Origin of the sequence: Streptomyces sp. MRC013, from assembly GCF_023614235.1 — a bacterium.
In the GTDB taxonomy this organism is placed as follows: domain Bacteria; phylum Actinomycetota; class Actinomycetes; order Streptomycetales; family Streptomycetaceae; genus Streptomyces.
In genome coordinates this window covers 4,572,721-4,589,152 of sequence record NZ_CP094264.1, presented here as the reverse complement: position 1 = coordinate 4,589,152, position 16,432 = coordinate 4,572,721, and the positions used below count along the sequence as shown (strand labels likewise).

At 74.1% G+C, this 16,432-nt stretch carries 14 protein-coding genes and 2 pseudogenes; 8 read left to right on the top strand and 8 right to left on the bottom strand.

Translation table 11 applies throughout. The features are described from left to right. Window positions 1–40 precede the first annotated feature (40 nt). Complete coding sequence (locus LUW75_RS20840) at window positions 41–1,234, bottom strand: argininosuccinate synthase (protein ID WP_250336974.1); 1,194 nt, start codon at window positions 1,232–1,234, stop codon at window positions 41–43. 41 nt (window positions 1,235–1,275) lie between these two features. Here LUW75_RS20840 and LUW75_RS20835 point away from each other — a divergent pair, with 41 nt between their 5' ends. Continuing rightward, entirely contained in the window at window positions 1,276–1,959 is a 684-nt protein-coding gene (locus tag LUW75_RS20835) for a pyridoxamine 5'-phosphate oxidase family protein (RefSeq protein WP_250336973.1), read from the top strand. Window positions 1,960–2,080: 121 nt separating this feature from the next. Here the strand turns inward: LUW75_RS20835 and LUW75_RS20830 are convergent. From LUW75_RS20830 to argC, 5 genes and pseudogenes are all read right to left on the bottom strand, one after another. Beyond that, window positions 2,081–2,616, bottom strand: a pseudogene (locus LUW75_RS20830) (arginine repressor). Window positions 2,617–2,623: 7 nt separating this feature from the next. Then, a complete protein-coding gene (locus LUW75_RS20825) occupies window positions 2,624–3,826 on the bottom strand; it encodes an acetylornithine transaminase (protein WP_250336972.1) in 1,203 nt (400 codons plus the stop codon). Further along, window positions 3,823–4,724, bottom strand: a pseudogene (gene argB / locus LUW75_RS20820) (acetylglutamate kinase). The gene LUW75_RS20825 and the pseudogene argB overlap by 4 nt, the downstream one beginning before the upstream one ends. Then, entirely contained in the window at window positions 4,721–5,872 is a 1,152-nt protein-coding gene (argJ, locus tag LUW75_RS20815; protein ID WP_250336971.1) for a bifunctional glutamate N-acetyltransferase/amino-acid acetyltransferase ArgJ, read from the bottom strand. Before argJ ends, argB begins: the two are co-directional and overlap by 4 nt. A 284-nt stretch (window positions 5,873–6,156) precedes the next feature. Then, window positions 6,157–7,185: an N-acetyl-gamma-glutamyl-phosphate reductase gene (gene argC, locus LUW75_RS20810; protein ID WP_250336970.1), complete on the bottom strand. Its 1,029-nt coding sequence runs from the start codon at window positions 7,183–7,185 to the stop codon at window positions 6,157–6,159. Window positions 7,186–7,653: 468 nt separating this feature from the next. Between argC and LUW75_RS20805 the strand changes: the two genes are divergently transcribed. The 6 genes from LUW75_RS20805 to LUW75_RS20775 all read left to right on the top strand — a co-directional run bounded on the left by LUW75_RS20805 (window position 7,654) and on the right by LUW75_RS20775 (window position 13,248). Continuing rightward, entirely contained in the window at window positions 7,654–10,017 is a 2,364-nt protein-coding gene (locus tag LUW75_RS20805) for a DUF6531 domain-containing protein (protein ID WP_250336969.1), read from the top strand. A gap of 372 nt (window positions 10,018–10,389) precedes the next feature. Beyond that, window positions 10,390–10,872, top strand: coding sequence for an RHS repeat-associated core domain-containing protein (locus LUW75_RS20795; protein WP_250336968.1), 483 nt, complete (start codon window positions 10,390–10,392; stop codon window positions 10,870–10,872). A gap of 109 nt (window positions 10,873–10,981) precedes the next feature. Then, complete coding sequence (locus tag LUW75_RS20790; RefSeq protein ID WP_250336967.1) at window positions 10,982–11,365, top strand: hypothetical protein; 384 nt, start codon at window positions 10,982–10,984, stop codon at window positions 11,363–11,365. Window positions 11,366–11,396: 31 nt separating this feature from the next. Beyond that, window positions 11,397–11,861, top strand: coding sequence for a hypothetical protein (locus LUW75_RS20785; protein WP_250336966.1), 465 nt, complete (start codon window positions 11,397–11,399; stop codon window positions 11,859–11,861). 173 nt (window positions 11,862–12,034) lie between these two features. Beyond that, window positions 12,035–12,469 carry a VOC family protein gene (locus tag LUW75_RS20780; RefSeq protein ID WP_250336965.1) on the top strand — a complete coding sequence of 145 codons (435 nt, stop codon included), beginning with the start codon at window positions 12,035–12,037 and terminating at the stop codon, window positions 12,467–12,469. A gap of 158 nt (window positions 12,470–12,627) precedes the next feature. Continuing rightward, window positions 12,628–13,248, top strand: coding sequence for a DinB family protein (locus tag LUW75_RS20775; protein WP_250336964.1), 621 nt, complete (start codon window positions 12,628–12,630; stop codon window positions 13,246–13,248). 34 nt (window positions 13,249–13,282) lie between these two features. On the opposite strand, the gene LUW75_RS20770 is transcribed toward LUW75_RS20775, so the two are convergent. After that, window positions 13,283–13,774: a hypothetical protein gene (locus LUW75_RS20770; RefSeq protein ID WP_250336963.1), complete on the bottom strand. Its 492-nt coding sequence runs from the start codon at window positions 13,772–13,774 to the stop codon at window positions 13,283–13,285. Between the two features lie 338 nt (window positions 13,775–14,112). Here LUW75_RS20770 and LUW75_RS20765 point away from each other — a divergent pair, with 338 nt between their 5' ends. Continuing rightward, on the top strand, window positions 14,113–14,616 hold the full coding sequence (locus LUW75_RS20765; protein ID WP_462933762.1) for a hypothetical protein: 504 nt from the start codon (window positions 14,113–14,115) through the stop codon (window positions 14,614–14,616). Between the two features lie 641 nt (window positions 14,617–15,257). Here the strand turns inward: LUW75_RS20765 and LUW75_RS20760 are convergent. Continuing rightward, entirely contained in the window at window positions 15,258–16,427 is a 1,170-nt protein-coding gene (locus LUW75_RS20760) for a methyltransferase (RefSeq protein ID WP_250336962.1), read from the bottom strand. Window positions 16,428–16,432: the final 5 nt, after the last annotated feature.

Sequence of the window (16,432 nt, the reverse complement as noted above, 5' to 3'; positions counted from 1 at the left end):
CGCGGGAGGCGGGGAGGCGGACGGTGCCGGACGGACGGGGTCAGGCCAGGTCGCGCCTGGCGGCGAGCTTCGCCGACAGGCCGAAGATCTCGATGAAGCCCTGGGCCTTGGACTGGTCGAACGTGTCGCCCGTGTCGTACGTGGCGAGGTGGAAGTCGTACAGCGACTGCTCGGAGCGCCGGCCCGTGACGACCGCCCGGCCGCCGTGCAGGGTCATCCGGACGTCGCCGGTGACGTGCCGGTTGGCCTCGTCGACGAAGCCGTCCAGCGCCCGCTTGAGCGGGGAGAACCACAGGCCGTCGTAGACCAGTTCGGCCCAGCGTTGCTCCACCTGCCGCTTGTAGCGGGCCAGTTCGCGCTCGACGGTGACGTTCTCCAGCTCCTGGTGGGCGGTGATCAGCGCGATCGCGCCCGGCGCCTCGTACACCTCACGGGACTTGATGCCGACGAGCCGGTCCTCGACCATGTCGATCCGGCCGACGCCCTGGGCGCCCGCCCGCTCGTTGAGCTGCCGAATCGCCTGGAGGACCGTGACGGGCTCGCCGTCGATCGCGACCGGCGCGCCCCGTTCGAAGGAGATGACGACCTCGTCGGCCTCGCGCGGCACGGCCGGATCCGCGGTGTAGTCGTAGACGTCCTCGACCGGCGCGTTCCAGATGTCCTCCAGGAAGCCGGTCTCGACGGCCCGGCCGAAGGCGTTCTGGTCGATGGAGTACGGGGACTTCTTGGTGGTGGCGATCGGCAGGCCGGCCTTCTCGGCGAACGCGATGGCCTTGTCACGGGTCATCGCGTAGTCCCGGACCGGGGCGATGCACTTCAGGTCGGGGCCGAGCGCGGCGATGCCGGCCTCGAAGCGGACCTGGTCGTTGCCCTTGCCGGTGCAGCCGTGGGCGACGGTGGAGGCACCGTGCTTCCGCGCGGCGGCGACGAGGTGCTTGACGATCACCGGCCGGGAGAGCGCCGAGACCAGCGGGTACCGGTCCATGTACAGGGCGTTCGCCTTGACCGCCGGGAGGCAGTACCCGTCGGCGAACTCGTCCCTGGCGTCCGCGACCTCGGCCTCGACCGCGCCGCAGGCGAGCGCGCGCTTGCGGATCACGTCCAGGTCCTCGCCGCCCTGGCCGACGTCCACGGCGACGGCGACGACCTCGGCGCCCGTCTCCTCGGCGATCCAGCCGATGGCGACGGAGGTGTCCAGACCGCCCGAGTAGGCGAGTACGACGCGCTCGGTCACGGGTTTCTCCTTAAGCGGTGCATCCGGCGATGGGCATAACTATGCAGAGACCTGCATGGTTTGTCAAAACGGTTCGGCCGGCCCCCGGAGGCGGGCCGGGATGCGGGGACCCGCGCACGGGACGGCGCTACGCGGCCGTCGAGGGCCGGATACGGACGTTCACCGAGGAACAGCCCGTCTTCTTCGCCGCCACCGCCCCGCTCGCCGGCGACGGGCACGTCGACGTCTCCCCCGAGGGCCGCGGGGGCACCCCCGTCGTGGTCGACGGACTGACCCTGCCCCACCCGGACTTCGGCGGCAGCAACGCCGAGGCCATCGCCCACCTGCGCGAACCCGGCAACGGGCGGATCACCCCGACGTGGTGCGCGTTCGGCGGCCCGCCGAAGGCGCCGCGGGTGCACGGCACCGGGGAGGCGGTCCTCCGGGACGGCCCGCGCCGGGACGGGTGCGTCGGGCACTTCGAGGGTGCCGGCGGGCCGTCGGCACGGGCGATCGCCGTGGTGGGGGTGCGGGTGCGGCGCGTCGGCGACTCGTGCGGGTTCGCGGTGCCGTTCACGGACCACCGGGAGGAACGCACCCGGCACGCGGAGCACTTCGCCCGGAAGACGGACGGGGAGTTCGCCGCGTACCGCGAGCGGAAGGAGCACGTCGGGCGGAGCCTCGACGGCCTGCCCGCCCTCCCGCCGCCGCTGCCGCCCGGGACGGACGCGCCGGGGACGCGCTGAGGGGCCGGCCCCGAACGGGGTTCGAGACGGGCGGCGGGCGCCGTGCGGCCGGGGCCCGGCGCCCTCCCGCCCGCTCGTCCGGGCCCCCGCGGGGCGGGCGGGCGCCGTGCGGGGGCGGGCCTCAGCGCTCCTTCTGGGCGAGGCGCAGCAGGTGGTCGGCGAGGGCCTGCCCGCCGGCCGGGTCGCGGGAGATGAGCAGCAGCGTGTCGTCGCCCGCGATGGTGCCGAGGACCGCGTGGAGCTCCGCCTGGTCGATGGCCGAGGCGAGGAACTGGGCCGCTCCGGGCGGGGTACGCAGGACGACCAGGTTGGCCGAGGCCTCGGCCGAGATGAGGAGTTCGCCGGAGAGGCGCCGCATGCGCTCCTCCTTGGCGGACTCCCCCAGCGGTGCCTGGGGCGTGCGGAACCCCCCTCGCTCGGCACGGCGTAGATCAGCTCCCCGCCGGTGTTGCGGATCTTCACCGCGCCCAGCTCGTCGAGGTCGCGGCTGAGCGTCGCCTGGGTGACGCTCAGCCCGTCGTCCGCGAGGAGCCTGGCCAGCTGGCTCTGCGAGCGCACCGGCTGCCGGTTGAGGATGTCCACGATCCGGCGGTGCCGCGCCGTGCGGGTCTGCGGTACGGACGGGCCGCCCTGGCCGTTGCCCTGCGCCTCGGTCATCTCTGTGTCATTCTCCGGCTCGTCTCTCCCCGTCGGCCCCGACGGCCGCCTCCAGGACGCCGGGCAGCGCCCGGAGGAACGCGTCCGCCTCGTCGTCCCCGGCGATCAGCGGCGGCGTGAGCCGGACGACGTCGGGGGCGGGCGCGTTCACCAGGAGGCCGGCGTCCTGAGCCGCCTGCCGCACCCGGGGTGCGAGGGGCTCGGTGAGCACGATACCCAGCAGCAGGCCCGCGCCGCGGACCCGGGAGACCAACGGGTGCCCCAGTCCCTCGATCCCGCCGCGCAGCCGTTCGCCGACGCGCTCGACCCGGTCGAGCGACCCGTCGGCGGCGAGGGTGTCGAGGACGGCGAGCGCGGCGGCGCAGGCGACGGGGTTGCCGCCGAAGGTGGAGCCGTGGTGGCCGGGCCCGAGCAGGCCCGCCGCCTCGCCGAACGCGACGGCCGCGCCGATCGGGAGGCCGCCGCCGAGACCCTTGGCGAGGGTGACGACGTCGGGCTCGACGCCGTGCGCCTGGTGCTCGAACCAGTGGCCGCAGCGGCCGATGCCCGTCTGCACCTCGTCCAGGACCAGGAGGGTGCCGGTGGCGCGGGTGATCTCACGGGCGGCCCGCAGGTAGCCCGGGGGCGGGACGACGACGCCGGCCTCGCCCTGGATCGGTTCGAGGACGAGGAGGGCGGTGTCGGTGGTGACGGCGGCCCGCAGGGCGTCCGCGTCGCCGTACGGGACGTGCGTGACGTCGCCGGGCAGCGGGTGGAACGGCTCCCGCTTGCCCTCCTGGCCGGTGAGGGCGAGGGCGCCCATGGTGCGGCCGTGGAAGCCACCGGTGGCGGCGACCGCGTGCCGGCGGCCCGTCAGACGGCCGATCTTGAAGGCGGCTTCGTTGGCCTCGGCCCCGGAGTTGCAGAAGTAGACCCGGCCGGGGCGGCCGGACAGCCGCAGGAGGCGTTCGGCGAGGGCGACGGGCGGTTCGGCGGCGAAGAGGTTGGAGACGTGGGCGAGGGTGGCGACCTGCTCGCCGACCGCCCGGACGACCGCCGGATGGGCGTGTCCGAGTGCGTTGACCGCGATGCCGCCGACGAAGTCCAGGTATTCCCTGCCGTCGGCGTCCCAGACGCGGCAGCCCTCACCGCGCACGAGGGGGAGGCGGGGGGTGCCGTAGGTGTCCGCGAGGGCGCGCTGCCAGCGGCGCGTGAGCCGTTCGTTGCTCATGCGGGTGCCTCCTGCCCGTCGGGCACGACCATGGTGCCGACGCCCTCGTCGGTGAAGACCTCCAGCAGGATCGCGTGCGGGACGCGCCCGTCGATGACGCGGGCGGTGCGGACGCCGTTGCGCACGGCGTGGAGGCAGCCCTCCATCTTGGGGACCATGCCGCTGGACAGCCGGGGCAGGAGCTCCTCCAGCTCGGTGGCGGTGAGGCGGCTGACGACCTCGTCGCTGTGGGGCCAGTCCTCGTAGAGGCCCTCGACGTCGGTGAGGACCATCAGCGTCTCGGCGCCAAGCGCCGCAGCGAGTGCCGCAGCCGCCGTATCAGCATTGACGTTGTAGACATGTTCGTCGTCCTTCGAGCGGGCGATCGACGACACGACGGGGATGCGGCCGTCGGCGAGGAGCGCCTCGACGGCGCCCGTGTCGACGGCGGTGATCTCCCCGACGCGGCCGATGTCGACGGGCTCCCCGTCGACGAGGGGCTGGTGCCGGGTGGCGGTCAGGGTGTGGGCGTCCTCCCCGGTGAGGCCGACGGCGAGCGGGCCGTGCCGGTTGAGCAGCCCGACGAGTTCGCGCTGGACCCGGCCGGCGAGGACCATCCGTACGACGTCCATCGCCTCGGGCGTGGTGACGCGCAGGCCGGCCCGGAACTCGCTGACCAGGCCGTGCCGGTCGAGGGCGGCGCTGATCTGGGGGCCGCCGCCGTGCACGACGACGGGCCTCAGGCCGGCGCGCCGGAGGAAGACGACGTCCTGGGCGAAGGACGCCTTCAGGTCGTCGTCGACCATGGCGTTGCCGCCGAACTTGACGACGACCGTCCTGCCGTGGTGGCGGGTGAGCCAGGGCAGTGCCTCGACGAGGGTCCGGCCTTCGGCAGCGCGGTGTGCCTGCGGGTGCTCATGAGCTGTAGGCGCTGTTCTCGTGGACGTAGTCGGCGGTGAGGTCGTTGGTCAGGATCACGGCGGACTCGGTGCCCGCGGCGAGGTCGACGGTGATGACGACCTCCCGGTAGCGCATGTCGACGAGGCCGCGGTCCTCGCCGACGGAGCCGTTCCGGCACACCTGGACGCCGTTGACGGCGACGCCCAGCCGGTCCGGTTCGAAGACGGCGCCGGTGGTGCCGACGGCGGCCAGGACGCGTCCCCAGTTGGGGTCCTCGCCGTGGACGGCGCACTTGAGGAGGTTGTTGCGGGCGACGGACCGGCCGACCTCGACGGCGTCGGCCTCGGAGGCGGCGTTGACCACCTCGACCCGGATGTCCTTGGAGGCGCCCTCGGCGTCGGCGACGAGCTGCCGGGCCAGGTCGTCGCAGACCTCCCGCACGGCGTCGGCGAAGTCGTCGTACGCGGGGGCGGTGCCGGAGGCGCCCGAGGCGAGCAGCAGGACGGTGTCGTTGGTGGACGTGCAGCCGTCGGAGTCGACCCGGTCGAAGGTGACGCGGACGGCGGCCCGCAGCGCCTTGTCCAGCTCGGGGGCGCCGAGGTCGGCGTCGGTGGTGAGGACGGCGAGCATGGTGGCGAGGCCGGGGGCGAGCATGCCGGCGCCCTTGGCCATGCCGCCGACGGTCCAGCCGCCGCGGGTGACGACGGCGGTCTTGTGGACCGTGTCGGTGGTCTTGATGGCGATGGCGGCCTTCTCCCCGCCGTACTCGGACAGTTCGGCGACGGCCCTCCCGACGCCGGGCAGGAGCCTGTCCATGGGCAGGTGGACGCCGATGAGGCCGGTGGAGGCGACGGCGATCTCGCCCGCGCCGACGCCGAGGGCCTCGGCGGCCGTCTCGGCGGTGGCGTGGGCGTCCTGGAACCCCCTCGGGCCGGTGCAGGCGTTGGCGCCGCCCGAGTTGAGGACGACGGCGGCCAGCTCGCCGTCCCCGAGGGCCCGCTCCGACCACAGGACGGGGGCGGCCTTGACGCGGTTGGAGGTGAAGACGCCCGCGGCGGCGCGGCGGGGGCCGCGGTTGACCACGAGGGCCAGGTCCGGGTTGCCGTTCTCCTTGATTCCGGCGGCGACGCCCGCCGCCGCGAACCCCTTGGCTGCCGTGACGCTCACTGCGTTTCTCCGTTCGCTTCTCCGTACGTTTCCCCGCCCGCGCAGCGCACCCGCGCGGCCATCGTCCCCGTCCGCAGCCCGGCGGCCGCGCGCGCGACGCTCACTGCGTTTCTCCGTTCGCTTCTCCGCCCGCGCAGCGCACCCGCGCGGCCATCGTCCCCGTCCGCAGCCCGGCGGCCGCGCGCGCGACGCTCACTGCGTTTCTCCGTTCGTTTCCCCGCCCGCGCAGCGCACCCGCGCGGCCATCGTCCCCGTCCGCAGCCCGGCGGCCGCGCGCGCGACGCTCACGGTGCGACTCCGATCGGGGAAAGGCCCGTCTCCTCGGGGAGGCCGAGGGCGATGTTCATGCTCTGCACCGCGCCGCCCGCGGTGCCCTTGGTGAGGTTGTCGACGGCGCTGACCGCGATGACGCGGTCGGCGGCCTCGTCGTACGCGACCTGCACGTGGACGGCGTTGGAGCCCAGGACGGACGCCGTGGCGGGCCACTGCCCCTCGGGCAGGAGGTGGACGAACGGCTCGTCGGCGTACGCCTTCTCGTAGGCCGCCCGCAGGTCGCGCGCGGTGGTGCCGGGCCTCGCCCTGGCGCTGCACGTGGCGAGGATGCCGCGGGACATGGGCGCGAGGGTGGGCGTGAAGGAGACGGTGACCGGCTGCCCGGCGGCGGCGCCGAGGTTCTGGGCCATCTCCGGGATGTGCCGGTGGCCGCCGCCGACGCCGTAGGGCGACATGGAGCCCATGACCTCGGAGCCGAGCAGGTCCGGCTTGGGCGCCTTGCCCGCGCCGGAGGTGCCGGACGCGGCGACGATCACCGCCTCGGGCTCGGCGAGGCCGTGCACGTACGCCGGGAAGAGGGCGAGCGTCACGGCGGTGGGGTAGCAGCCGGGCACCGCGACGCGCCGGGCCCCCTCCAGCGCGGCGCGCGCGCCGGGCAGTTCGGGCAGGCCGTAGGGCCAGGTCCCGGCGTGCGGGGAGCCGTAGAACTCCTCCCAGTCCGCGGGGTCCCTCAGCCGGAAGTCGGCGCCCGTGTCGACGACCAGCACCTCGTCGCCGAGCTGCTCGGCGACGGCGGCGGACCGGCCGTGCGGCAGGGCGAGGAACACGACGTCGTGCCCGGCGAGCACCTCGGCGGTGGTCGGCTCCAGGACCCGCCCGGCGAGCGGGAGGAGGTGCGGCTGGAGCGCGCCGAGCGGTTGCCCGGCGTTGGAGTTGCCGGTCAGCGCGCCGATCCGGGCGCCGGGGTGCGCGAGCAGCAGCCGCAGCAGCTCCCCGCCCGCGTACCCGCTCGCTCCCGCCACTGCCACTCGTACCGTCATGGACCCTCCTCCTGGATGGCATGACTATACGTACCGATGCAGTTTTATGCAATGAGGGATGGGCGGGGGCGGGCGGACGGCTCGCCGGGGCGCCGACTCGGTCCGCGACGGGTTCACTCACCTCCAAGCCCCGACCGGCCGAGGAGCACCGCCGCGCCGGACGTCGGGGCGGTCGTCGCCTTCCCCGCCGTGCCCCACCCGCCGACCGGCGACCGAACGGCGACGTCCGCGAACCGCGCGCTGTCCGGCGACCGAGGTCACTCGGGGTCGCTGTCCGGTCCGAACGTCGGCAACTCTCCGTTCGGGGCGCCGGGTTGTGCGGCAGGGGGTCGGTGAAGCCGTGCGGGGAACGGGCCCCCGTGCCGCTCCTGGCCCTCCGGCGCCATGGCCGAAAAGGCGTCATATGCCAGACCGTTGAACACACTTTCGAGTGGCGAGTGGAACGGGGTCTGCCGAATCGTGGGATATGTGATACCTGAAGGCGTCGACACGATGCTCGATGTCATCGGTGTGGGCTGGTCGAACGCGGACGAGGACGCGTACCGCGAGATGGCCGACGCGTTGCGGGAGTTCGCGGACGACGCCGACGACGCCGACGACGCGGGCACCGCGTACGCCCACGTACAGACGCTGCTGTCCAGCGGGCGGAGCGAGTCGCTCACCGCCCTGGACGACCACTGGTCCAAGGTGCAGGGCAAGCACAAGGATCTGGCGAAGGCGGCCCGCTTGGTGGCGGGCGCCCTCGACCGGGTCGCCGACATCATCGTCGCCCGGAAGATCGCCGCGGTGGGCGAACCGGCCGATCTGTGCGCAACGGTGGGAATCACGCCGGCGTTCGCGCCGGTGACGGCCGGCCTGTCGACGTTGCTGGCCGGAGCGAAGATCGCTGCGACCCGCGTCGTGTTCAAGCAGATCATGAAGGAGATGGCGGATGCGGCCGTCGCCGAGATCGTCGCCACGCTCACCGCGCCCGCGGTCGCCGCGATCGAGGACATCGTCGCCGACCTCGCGATCCAGACCGCGCTCGACGCGGCCGGGGTCCAGAACGGGTACGACACCGGCCGGACCGCGCGGGCGGGCAAGGACGGACTGCAGCTCGATTCCGCCGGCCCCGGCGGCGGCCCCGGTGGCGGCCCGAAGATCGACCACGACGCCCACGGCAACGCCGCGACGCACCTGGCCTCCGTGCAGATCACCATGAAGTCCAGGGCCGGCGGCAAGCTCGGCAGGGCCAAGGGACACCACGGGCGCGCCAAGGGCAAGGACTCTCTGACCGCCGTGCTCGACACCTCCGTCGAGGGCATCACGGAGAAGCTCACCAAGGCGCTGGACGATCTCGGGGACCACATCGGCAAGAAGGTCCCGGACCCGATCAAGGGCGGCTCGAAGACGCACAGGGAGACGGACGGCGATGTCCGCGACCGTCAGCGCGCCATCGCCGCGAACGACCGCAAGGACGGGGACGGCGGCCCGGACCGTCGCCACGGCGGCTCCGAGCCGGTACGCCGACGTCGCCCCACGTCGACGCGCGAGGCACTGGACCGCCTGCGCGAGGTCGCGACGTCCCTGCTCAGCAGGCGGTGCAAGACCGACCCGGTGGACGTGGCCAGCGGGGAGACGGTCATGCCCCAGACCGACCTCGTCCTGCCCGGGGTCCTCCCTCTGGCGCTGCGGCGCACCCACATATCCGGTCATCCCTTCGGCCACTGCTTCGGCAGCGGTTGGGCCTCCACGCTCGACGAGCGCCCGGAGATGACCGGAGCGGGCGTCGCGTGGGCGCGGGAGGACGGCTCCGTTCTGTTCTACCCGGCGGTGCCGACCGAACCCGGTCAGGAGCTGCTGCCGGTGGAGGGCGAACGGCTGCCTCTCGTCCTCGCCGGGCGGGGCGTCCTCGGTGACGTCACGTACGCGGTCACCGATCCGCGTACGGGGCTCACCCGGCGCTTCGCCGGCAACCCCCACCACTCGGGGCTGTACTGGCTGACCGATGTCGAGGACCGCAACGGCAACGCCTACCGGATAGACCGCTCCGAGGACGGCCTGCCCGTGCTGGCGAGCCACGACGCGGGCCACCGGGTGCGTGTCGGCACCGACCCGCAGCGCGGGGTGGTCACCACCCTGGACGTGGAGACTCCCGAAGGGCCGGTCCGCGTCGCCTCCTTCGGGTATGACGCCGATCGGAACCTGGAGTCGGTCGCCGGTTCGTCCGGTGTGCCCCTGCGCCTCACCTACGACGAGCACCGGCGGGTGACGTCGTGGACCGACCGGAACGGGCACACGTACGCCTATGTGTACGACGCCGCCGGGCGCGTGGTGGAGACGATCGGCCCCGGCGGGGCGCTGTCGTCCCGCTTCTCCTACGACACCGAGGCCCGTGTCACCCGGTTCACCTGCGACGCGGCCGACCGGCTGGTCCGGGCCGAGACACCGACGTCCGTCCTCGCCCTGGAGTTCGACGCGATGGGCCGCCTGCTGGCGGAGACCGTCGACGGGCGCCCCGTGCGGTTCGGTTACGACGCCCACGGGGAGTTGGTGTCGCGCACCACGCCGACCGGCGCCGTCACCACGTACGGGTACGACGAGAGCGGCGACCGGACCCGCGTCGCGGTGGCCGGCCACGCCCTCGACTTCTCCCGCGACCTGCTGGGCCGCGAGCTGGCCCGCACCTTCGGGCCCTCCGCCGCCCCGGTGACGCTCGCCTCCACGTGGGACGCCATCGGCCGGCTGACGTCCCAGACGGTGTCCACGGGCCGCCGAAGGGTCCGCTGCCGGGCGTTCGGCTACCGCGCGGACGGACTTCTCGTCTCCGCCACCGACGAGCTGAGGGGCTGACCGCCCGGTTCGACCTCGACCCGCTGGGGCGGCCGCTCGGCGTCACCGTGGACGACTGGTCGGAGCGGTACGGCTACGACGCCGTCGGCAACCAGACCGGCGCCCGGTGGCCCGCCCGAGCCCAGCACGTGGAGAGCCGCGGGGAACGGGTGTACGAGGGGACGCGACTGGTCTTCCGCGGGCGGGCTGCGCTACGCGTACGACGACGCCGGCCGGGTCGTCACGCGCCGGAAGAAACGCCCGTCCCGCAAGCCGGACGCCTGGCACTGCACCTGGGACGCCGAGGACCGGCCCACCTGCTGCACCACCCCGGACGGCACGGTCTGGCGCTACTCCTACGACCCCCTCGGCCGCCGCACCGCCAAGCACCGCATGGCCTCCGACGGCACCGCGGTCGCCGCCACGGTCCTCTTCTCGTGGGAGGACACCCGGCTGGCCGAGCAGACCGACACGGTCTCCGGGGTCACCCTGACCTGGGACCACGAGGGTTACCGTCCCTTGTCCCAGCTGGAGCGTCGTACCGTCGGCGAGGGTTTCGGACCGGAGGAGGTCGACAGCCGCTTCTTCGCGATCGTCACCGACCTGGTCGGCACGCCCACGGAACTCGTCGACGAGCGGGGCGACATCGCCCGGCACAACCGCTCCACCGTCCGGGGGCTCACGGCGTGGAACCGCGACGCCACCGCCTACACACCCCTGCGCTTCCCGGGCCAGTACGACGACCCGGAGACCGGTCCGCACTACAACGTCCACCGGCACTACGACCCGGAGACCGCCCGCTACGTGTCCGCCGATCCCCTCGGGCTCGCTCCCTCCCCCATCCGGCCGGCTACGTCGCCAACCCCTACGCGCTGATGGATCCCGAGGGGTTGATCGCCGAGGGCTGCACGTCGAGGGCCGGCTGGTACGGGGGCTGCTCCCGGCGAACCAGAAGGCGAACGGGAGGCGGGTCTCCACCGTCGACGTGGAGGTCAACCACATTCCGCCCAGGTCGGCCTGGAAGGACGTCATCGAGCCCGGCTTCTACATCGCGAACCGACCGCACAAGAAGCAGAAGGTCAACAGCGGTCCGGCGATTCGCATGGATCTCGGCGACCACCAGAAGCCGTACAGCTCGGGCTCCAGCCTGGAGGCGCAGGCATGGCCGCAATGGCAGCGTGAGTTGATCAATCAGGGGAAGCTCACGGAGGCCATGCGCATGGACATCGACGACATCAGGACACGATCCCCCGGAAAGTACGACGACCACATCAAGGAGGTGGTGGAGAGCCTGAAGGACAACAAGAACTTCCAGGCGATGCTCGCCAAGCGAGGGTGGAAGGTCGACGAGGACGCCCTGCTGGTATGACGGGACCCGACGCACCTACGAAGGAGTGGACGTGGAACTGCTGCCGCACGTCGGCTTCGCGACGTTCCGGTTCGGCATGTCGGCCGACGAGGCCCGTCACGCCGCGCGCGAGCGGGGCCTGACCATTCCGGACGCGGACGCCGAGGTCGAGCCGGGACAGATCCTCTGCAAGCACGAGGGCTATCGGGCGAACGTCGTGCTCGGCTTCCGCAAGGGCCAGCTGACCAACGTGGAGGTGTGGCGGTTCCGCGACGAGGACGCGGACATGAGGGTCACCCTCGACGGTCTCGACGTCTTCCGCACCCCGAGTGACGAGTTGCTGGTGCGGCTCGGGGAACGGGGCCATGCCGTCGAGGAGAACGACCTCGGTTTCGATGTCCTGCCGGAGCTCAAGGTGATCTTCGCGAACAACAGCAGCTTCGAGTACCCGGTGGACGAGGAGGGCGACCCCCTCTATTTCGACTACGTGCTGGTGACGACGGACCCCGTGGGCTGAGGGAGTCCACCCGGGTTCACGGACGTTCGGGGTCCCAGCGGCTTGCGCGCGCACCTCGTCGCGGTCCGCGTCGGAGTCCCGACGGGCGACGGCACGGGCGTGGGACGCGGGGCACGGGGCGCGGGCGGGAGAATCCCGAGTACGGTCGGCAGGCACGCCGTTAAGGTGGCCGGATGACCGCGATCAAGCAGTTCCAGGTGACCTTCGACTGCGCGGAACCGGAGCGTGTCGCCCGGTTCTGGTGCGAGGTGCTGGGGTACGTCCTGCCGCCCGCCCCGAAGGGGTTCGCCACGTGGGACGACTACCAGCGTTCGCTGCCGGTCGGGGAGCGCGGCTCGTGGTCCGCCTGCGCCGACCCCTCGGGGGCGGGTCCGCGCCTGTACTTCCAGCGCGTGCCCGAGGGCAAGGCCGTCAAGAACCGGGTCCACCTCGACGTGCGGGTCGGCACCGGCCTGGTGGGCGAGGAGCGCCTCGCCGTGCTGGAGGCCGAGTGCGCGCGACTGGTCGCGCTCGGGGCCGTACGCGTGCGGCTGCTGCGGGCCGACGGCGAGAACGAGTCGTGCATCGTGATGCAGGACGTCGAGGGCAACGAGTTCTGCCTCGACTGAGGGAGGCGCGCGCTCCCGGTGCGGTCGGCCGGCTGGCTCGGCCAGTACGGAAAATGCGGCGGGGCCAGACGGCCGTTGTGCCAGGCTGACGCGGGATCCACTCCGCAACGGCCCGCGGCCCCAGCCGACTTCGGGCCCCCGACCGTCCCGGGAGCGCCATGTCCACGCCGCCACGCCTGATCCCGCTGCTCGACCAGTTCGACTTCGCGCGCGAGCGGCTGGCCGACCGGCTGGCCGGCCCCGTTGTGGACAGCGGCAACGGCACGGCCGTCGAGGTCGGCCCCCTCACGGACGAGGAGTACCTGTGGGAGCCGGTGCCCGGCTGCTGGTCGGTCCGGCGCCGCACGGACGGGCCGGGGCCGCGCGCGACCGCCCTGGGCGGCACGGGCGACTGGGGGCGTGACACCGCGCCCGCCCCGCACCCGGTCCCGCCGCCCTTCACCACGCTCGCCTGGCGGCTGAGCCACCTCAGCGAACTGCTGGCCCTGCGGGCCGACCACACCGCGGGCACCCACGCCCTGACCAGGGACGACTACCGCACGAGTGGAGACGCGGCCGGCGCGATCGCCGAGTTCGACGCGGCCGCGACGGCCTGGCGGAACGTCCTGCTGGCCGCCGACGACCGCGCCCTGGACACGGTGGGCCACAGCACGTACCCCCATGGCAGCGACCCCGAGGACCCGTTCGTCGACATCGTCTGGTGGGTCAATCAGGAGCTGCTCCACCACGGCGCGGAGATCGCGCTGATCCGCGACCTGTACCGCTCCCGCCACGCCTGACGGCCCACAGCCGGCGGGGCGTGGCGGGGCGGTCTCAACCCTGCGGCCGCAGCCGGAAGGCGGGGCAGACGTCCGGGTCGCCTTCCGCGTACGGGTGAGTGCGCCCGTCGCCCTCGGCGATCGACAGCGAGTCGAGGGTGTCCCCCTCCAGGAAGCGCTTCGGCGCGGTGAACGAGAGGGACAGGCGCGCGAACTCGGTGGCCGCGGTGCCGCCCTGCACCACGGACCAGGTGCCGGACCCGTCGAAGGTCTCGCCGAGTTCGCCGCGGTGCCAGTCGCCGGTCGGCCAGTCGCGCACGGTGACCGTGCCGCTTCCCGGCTTGCTCTCCGGCGCCTTCAGGGTGAGCGTCACGCCCTCCGCGTCGCCCTCCCCCCGGTAGGTGCCGGCGAGCTGCCCGGAGGTCGCGCCGACCGCCCGCTCCCCCGTGCAGCCCTCCAGGGCGGTGGGCGCGGGCGAGCAGCCCGGCAGGCAGCCCGGCAGGGCGAGCACGGCGGCGGCCGCCGTCAGGACGCGTCCTCGGGACACCGGCTCGCTTCTCCTTCGCCACAATGCGCTCGGTCCGGACGATCCTCTGGTCCGCAGACGGGAAGACGCCTCGCCGTCGCGCACGTGCGATCCCCCGCTCGACGCCTCCCCTCAGATGATCATGGTGGCGGCCGGATGGTCGCATCCGGGATACGGAGAGTGGTGTCGGCCGGATCCTGCTGCTGCAGGCCCGCACCCCGCGGGCGCGCCGGGAGCGGCTGGAGAGGGCGGTGCGGGCGCTGGCCGCCGGGGCGCGCTGACCGCTGCCGCGCGTCGGGGGCGGCGACTCGCTACGATCCGGTGGCCCTCACCCCGCCGGTGTTCTCGGGAGGAACAACGTGGCAGTGCCCCCGAAGGCGAGCGTGCTCGCCCGGATGTCCGACCTCGTCCGCGCGATGCCCGCCGAACGCGGCGGTGCCCTGTGGCGGCTCGCCGCCCAGGAGCGGCAGCTCGACGCCAACGTGGTGCGGCTCGCGCCCGGCGCTGAGGTGGCCGTCCACGTGGAGGCCGACCTCGACGTACTGGTGTTCGTGGTGAGCGGCCGGGGGCGGCTGGAGACGGGCGGCGCCGGGTCGGAGGCGCTGGAGGCCGGGTGCGTCGTGTGGCTGCCGCACGGGGCGCGGCGGGGGCTCGTGGCGGGGCCGCACGGGCTGGACTACCTCACGGTGCACCGCCGGCGTCCCGGTATGACGATCGGCCGGGCGGGCGGTGCCGGGCGGCAGGAGGGCGGTGAGCCGGCCTGCCTGCTGGACCGGGTGTGTCCCGAGTGCGGCCGGCTCGCTCCCGAGGGCGCCGAGGTGCGGTACTGCGCGCGGTGCGGGACCGCCCTGCCGGAGCGCTGACGGCCGCCGCGAGGAGCTGTACGGCGGCGGCCGCCGACAGCGCGCGGCGGGGAGGCCCCCGCGAGCGGCCCCGCGACGGCCGTGCCCGGCGCGAAGCTGCTGCTCTCCAGGCCGGCGCCGGTCGTGAAGACCCGGGCGCACGGCCGGCCGGGCGCCTCCGTGCCGGATCGCGAACACCGCCGTGGGCTTGCGGCCCCTCCCCCGGCCCCGCGATCGCCACGGCCGCCGGGAGTGCGGCGGGGTGACCGGCCGCGGCTGCGGGCAGCAGGGCGGCGCCCGGAGGAGGGTCGCCGCCCGGAGCACCGCCTCCGGTGCGGGCGCCCCGGCAGGCGCGTGAGCAGCGCGTTCCCCAGGAGGGCGGCGGCTGCGGGGAGCAGCGCGGGTCCGGCCGTCTCGTCGCCCGTGCGGGCCAGAACGGCGCCGGCCGCGCAGCGGGTGAGGGGGTGGCGGTCTCCCACCGCGGCACGTTACGCACGTGACGGAAAACCACACCGGATGCGTTGCGTTGCCGGGGTGCACGCCGATGACCGCTCCTCCCGTCACTCGGTCAGGGCCGTCCCCGCCGCGCCGGTACTGCTCGCGCCGGCGCGCGACCCGCGGACGGGGGGCCGCGCACCGGCGCGCCCGCGCGGGCGGGTAGGTCAGCGCTTGACGGCGCGCAGCACCACGAACTTCGGGTCGCTGCCGACGATCTCGCAGTCGCCGAAGACGCGGCGCAGCGTCACGTGGTAGCCGAGGTGCCGGTTGCCGACGACCCGCAGTTCGCCGCCGCTGCGCAGCACGCGGCGCGCGGCGGTGAACATCCGGCGGGCCGTCGCGTCGGTGACGGCCTGGTGGCTGTGGAACGGCGGGTTGTTGAGGACCACGTCGACCGAGCCGTCGGGTACGTCGGCGGTGCCGTCGCCGACGACGAAGCGGGCCTTCGCGCCGGGCGGCGCGGAGGCGCGGAACGTCTCCCGGGCGGAGGCGACGGCCTGGTACGACTCGTCGGTGAGGACCACCTCGGCGTCGGGTTCCGCGACCGCGACGGCGAGGCCGACCACGCCGTTGCCGCAGCCCAGGTCGAGGACGCGGGCGGCGCCGAGGCCGGTCGGCAGGTGCTTGAGGAACAGGCGGGTGCCGATGTCGAGGCGGTCGGCGCAGAAGACGCCCGCGTGGTTGACGACGGTCAGCCCGGCCACCGCCGGGGCGTCGGCGGGCAGGGCGTACCGGTGCGGCCAGGGGTTGCGCGGGCGCGTGAGGGCCGGGTCGGGGGTGGCGTGGACGAGCCGGGCCTTCCGCACCGCGAGGGAGGTGCGGGTGGGGCCGACGAGCCGCTCGAAGAGGGTGAGCGTGGAGGTGTGGATCTCCTTGACCATGCCGGTGCCGACGACGGTGGTCCCCGCGTGCAGGGCGGGTGCCAGGCGGTGCAACTGGTCCTCCAGGAGGGCCAGGCTCCTGGGCACGCGGACCAGCAGGACGTCGACGCGCTCCGGCGGGGTGTCCCGGGTGGTGAGGAGGCGCACGCGGTCCTCGGCGTGGCCGGCGCGGGCGAGGTTGGCCCGGGTGGCCTCGCGGCCGAGGTACGAGTCGGTGATCTGCACCAGCTCCGCGGCGGAGCCGGTGTCCGGGTGGTCGGCCAGGGCCGTGGCCAGCGCGCCCCAGCGGTCGCCGACCACGGCGACGGTCCCGGCGAGGGCGGGAGCGTCCGGCTCGGCGAGGTGCCGCAGCAGGTACTCGTCGGCGGCGTCCCAGGCCCGGAGGGGGTCGCGGGGGTGCTCGGGGAAGCGGGTGAGCGCGTGGTCGCCCCATGACGTGGTCAGACGGTTCATCGTGG

Excerpts from the sequence above, each read along its gene's own strand:
- LUW75_RS20780 (WP_250336965.1), top strand. The coding sequence starts at position 12,035 with ATGACCGCGATCAAGCAGTTCCAGGTGACCTTCGACTGCGCGGAACCG.
- LUW75_RS20775 (WP_250336964.1), top strand. The coding sequence starts at position 12,628 with ATGTCCACGCCGCCACGCCTGATCCCGCTGCTCGACCAGTTCGACTTC.
- LUW75_RS20795 (WP_250336968.1), top strand. The coding sequence starts at position 10,390 with ATGGCCTCCGACGGCACCGCGGTCGCCGCCACGGTCCTCTTCTCGTGG.
- LUW75_RS20760 (WP_250336962.1), bottom strand. The coding sequence starts at position 16,427 with ATGAACCGTCTGACCACGTCATGGGGCGACCACGCGCTCACCCGCTTC.
- argC (WP_250336970.1), bottom strand. The coding sequence starts at position 7,185 with ATGACGGTACGAGTGGCAGTGGCGGGAGCGAGCGGGTACGCGGGCGGG.
- LUW75_RS20825 (WP_250336972.1), bottom strand. The coding sequence starts at position 3,826 with ATGAGCAACGAACGGCTCACGCGCCGCTGGCAGCGCGCCCTCGCGGAC.
- LUW75_RS20835 (WP_250336973.1), top strand. The coding sequence starts at position 1,276 with ATGCAGAGACCTGCATGGTTTGTCAAAACGGTTCGGCCGGCCCCCGGA.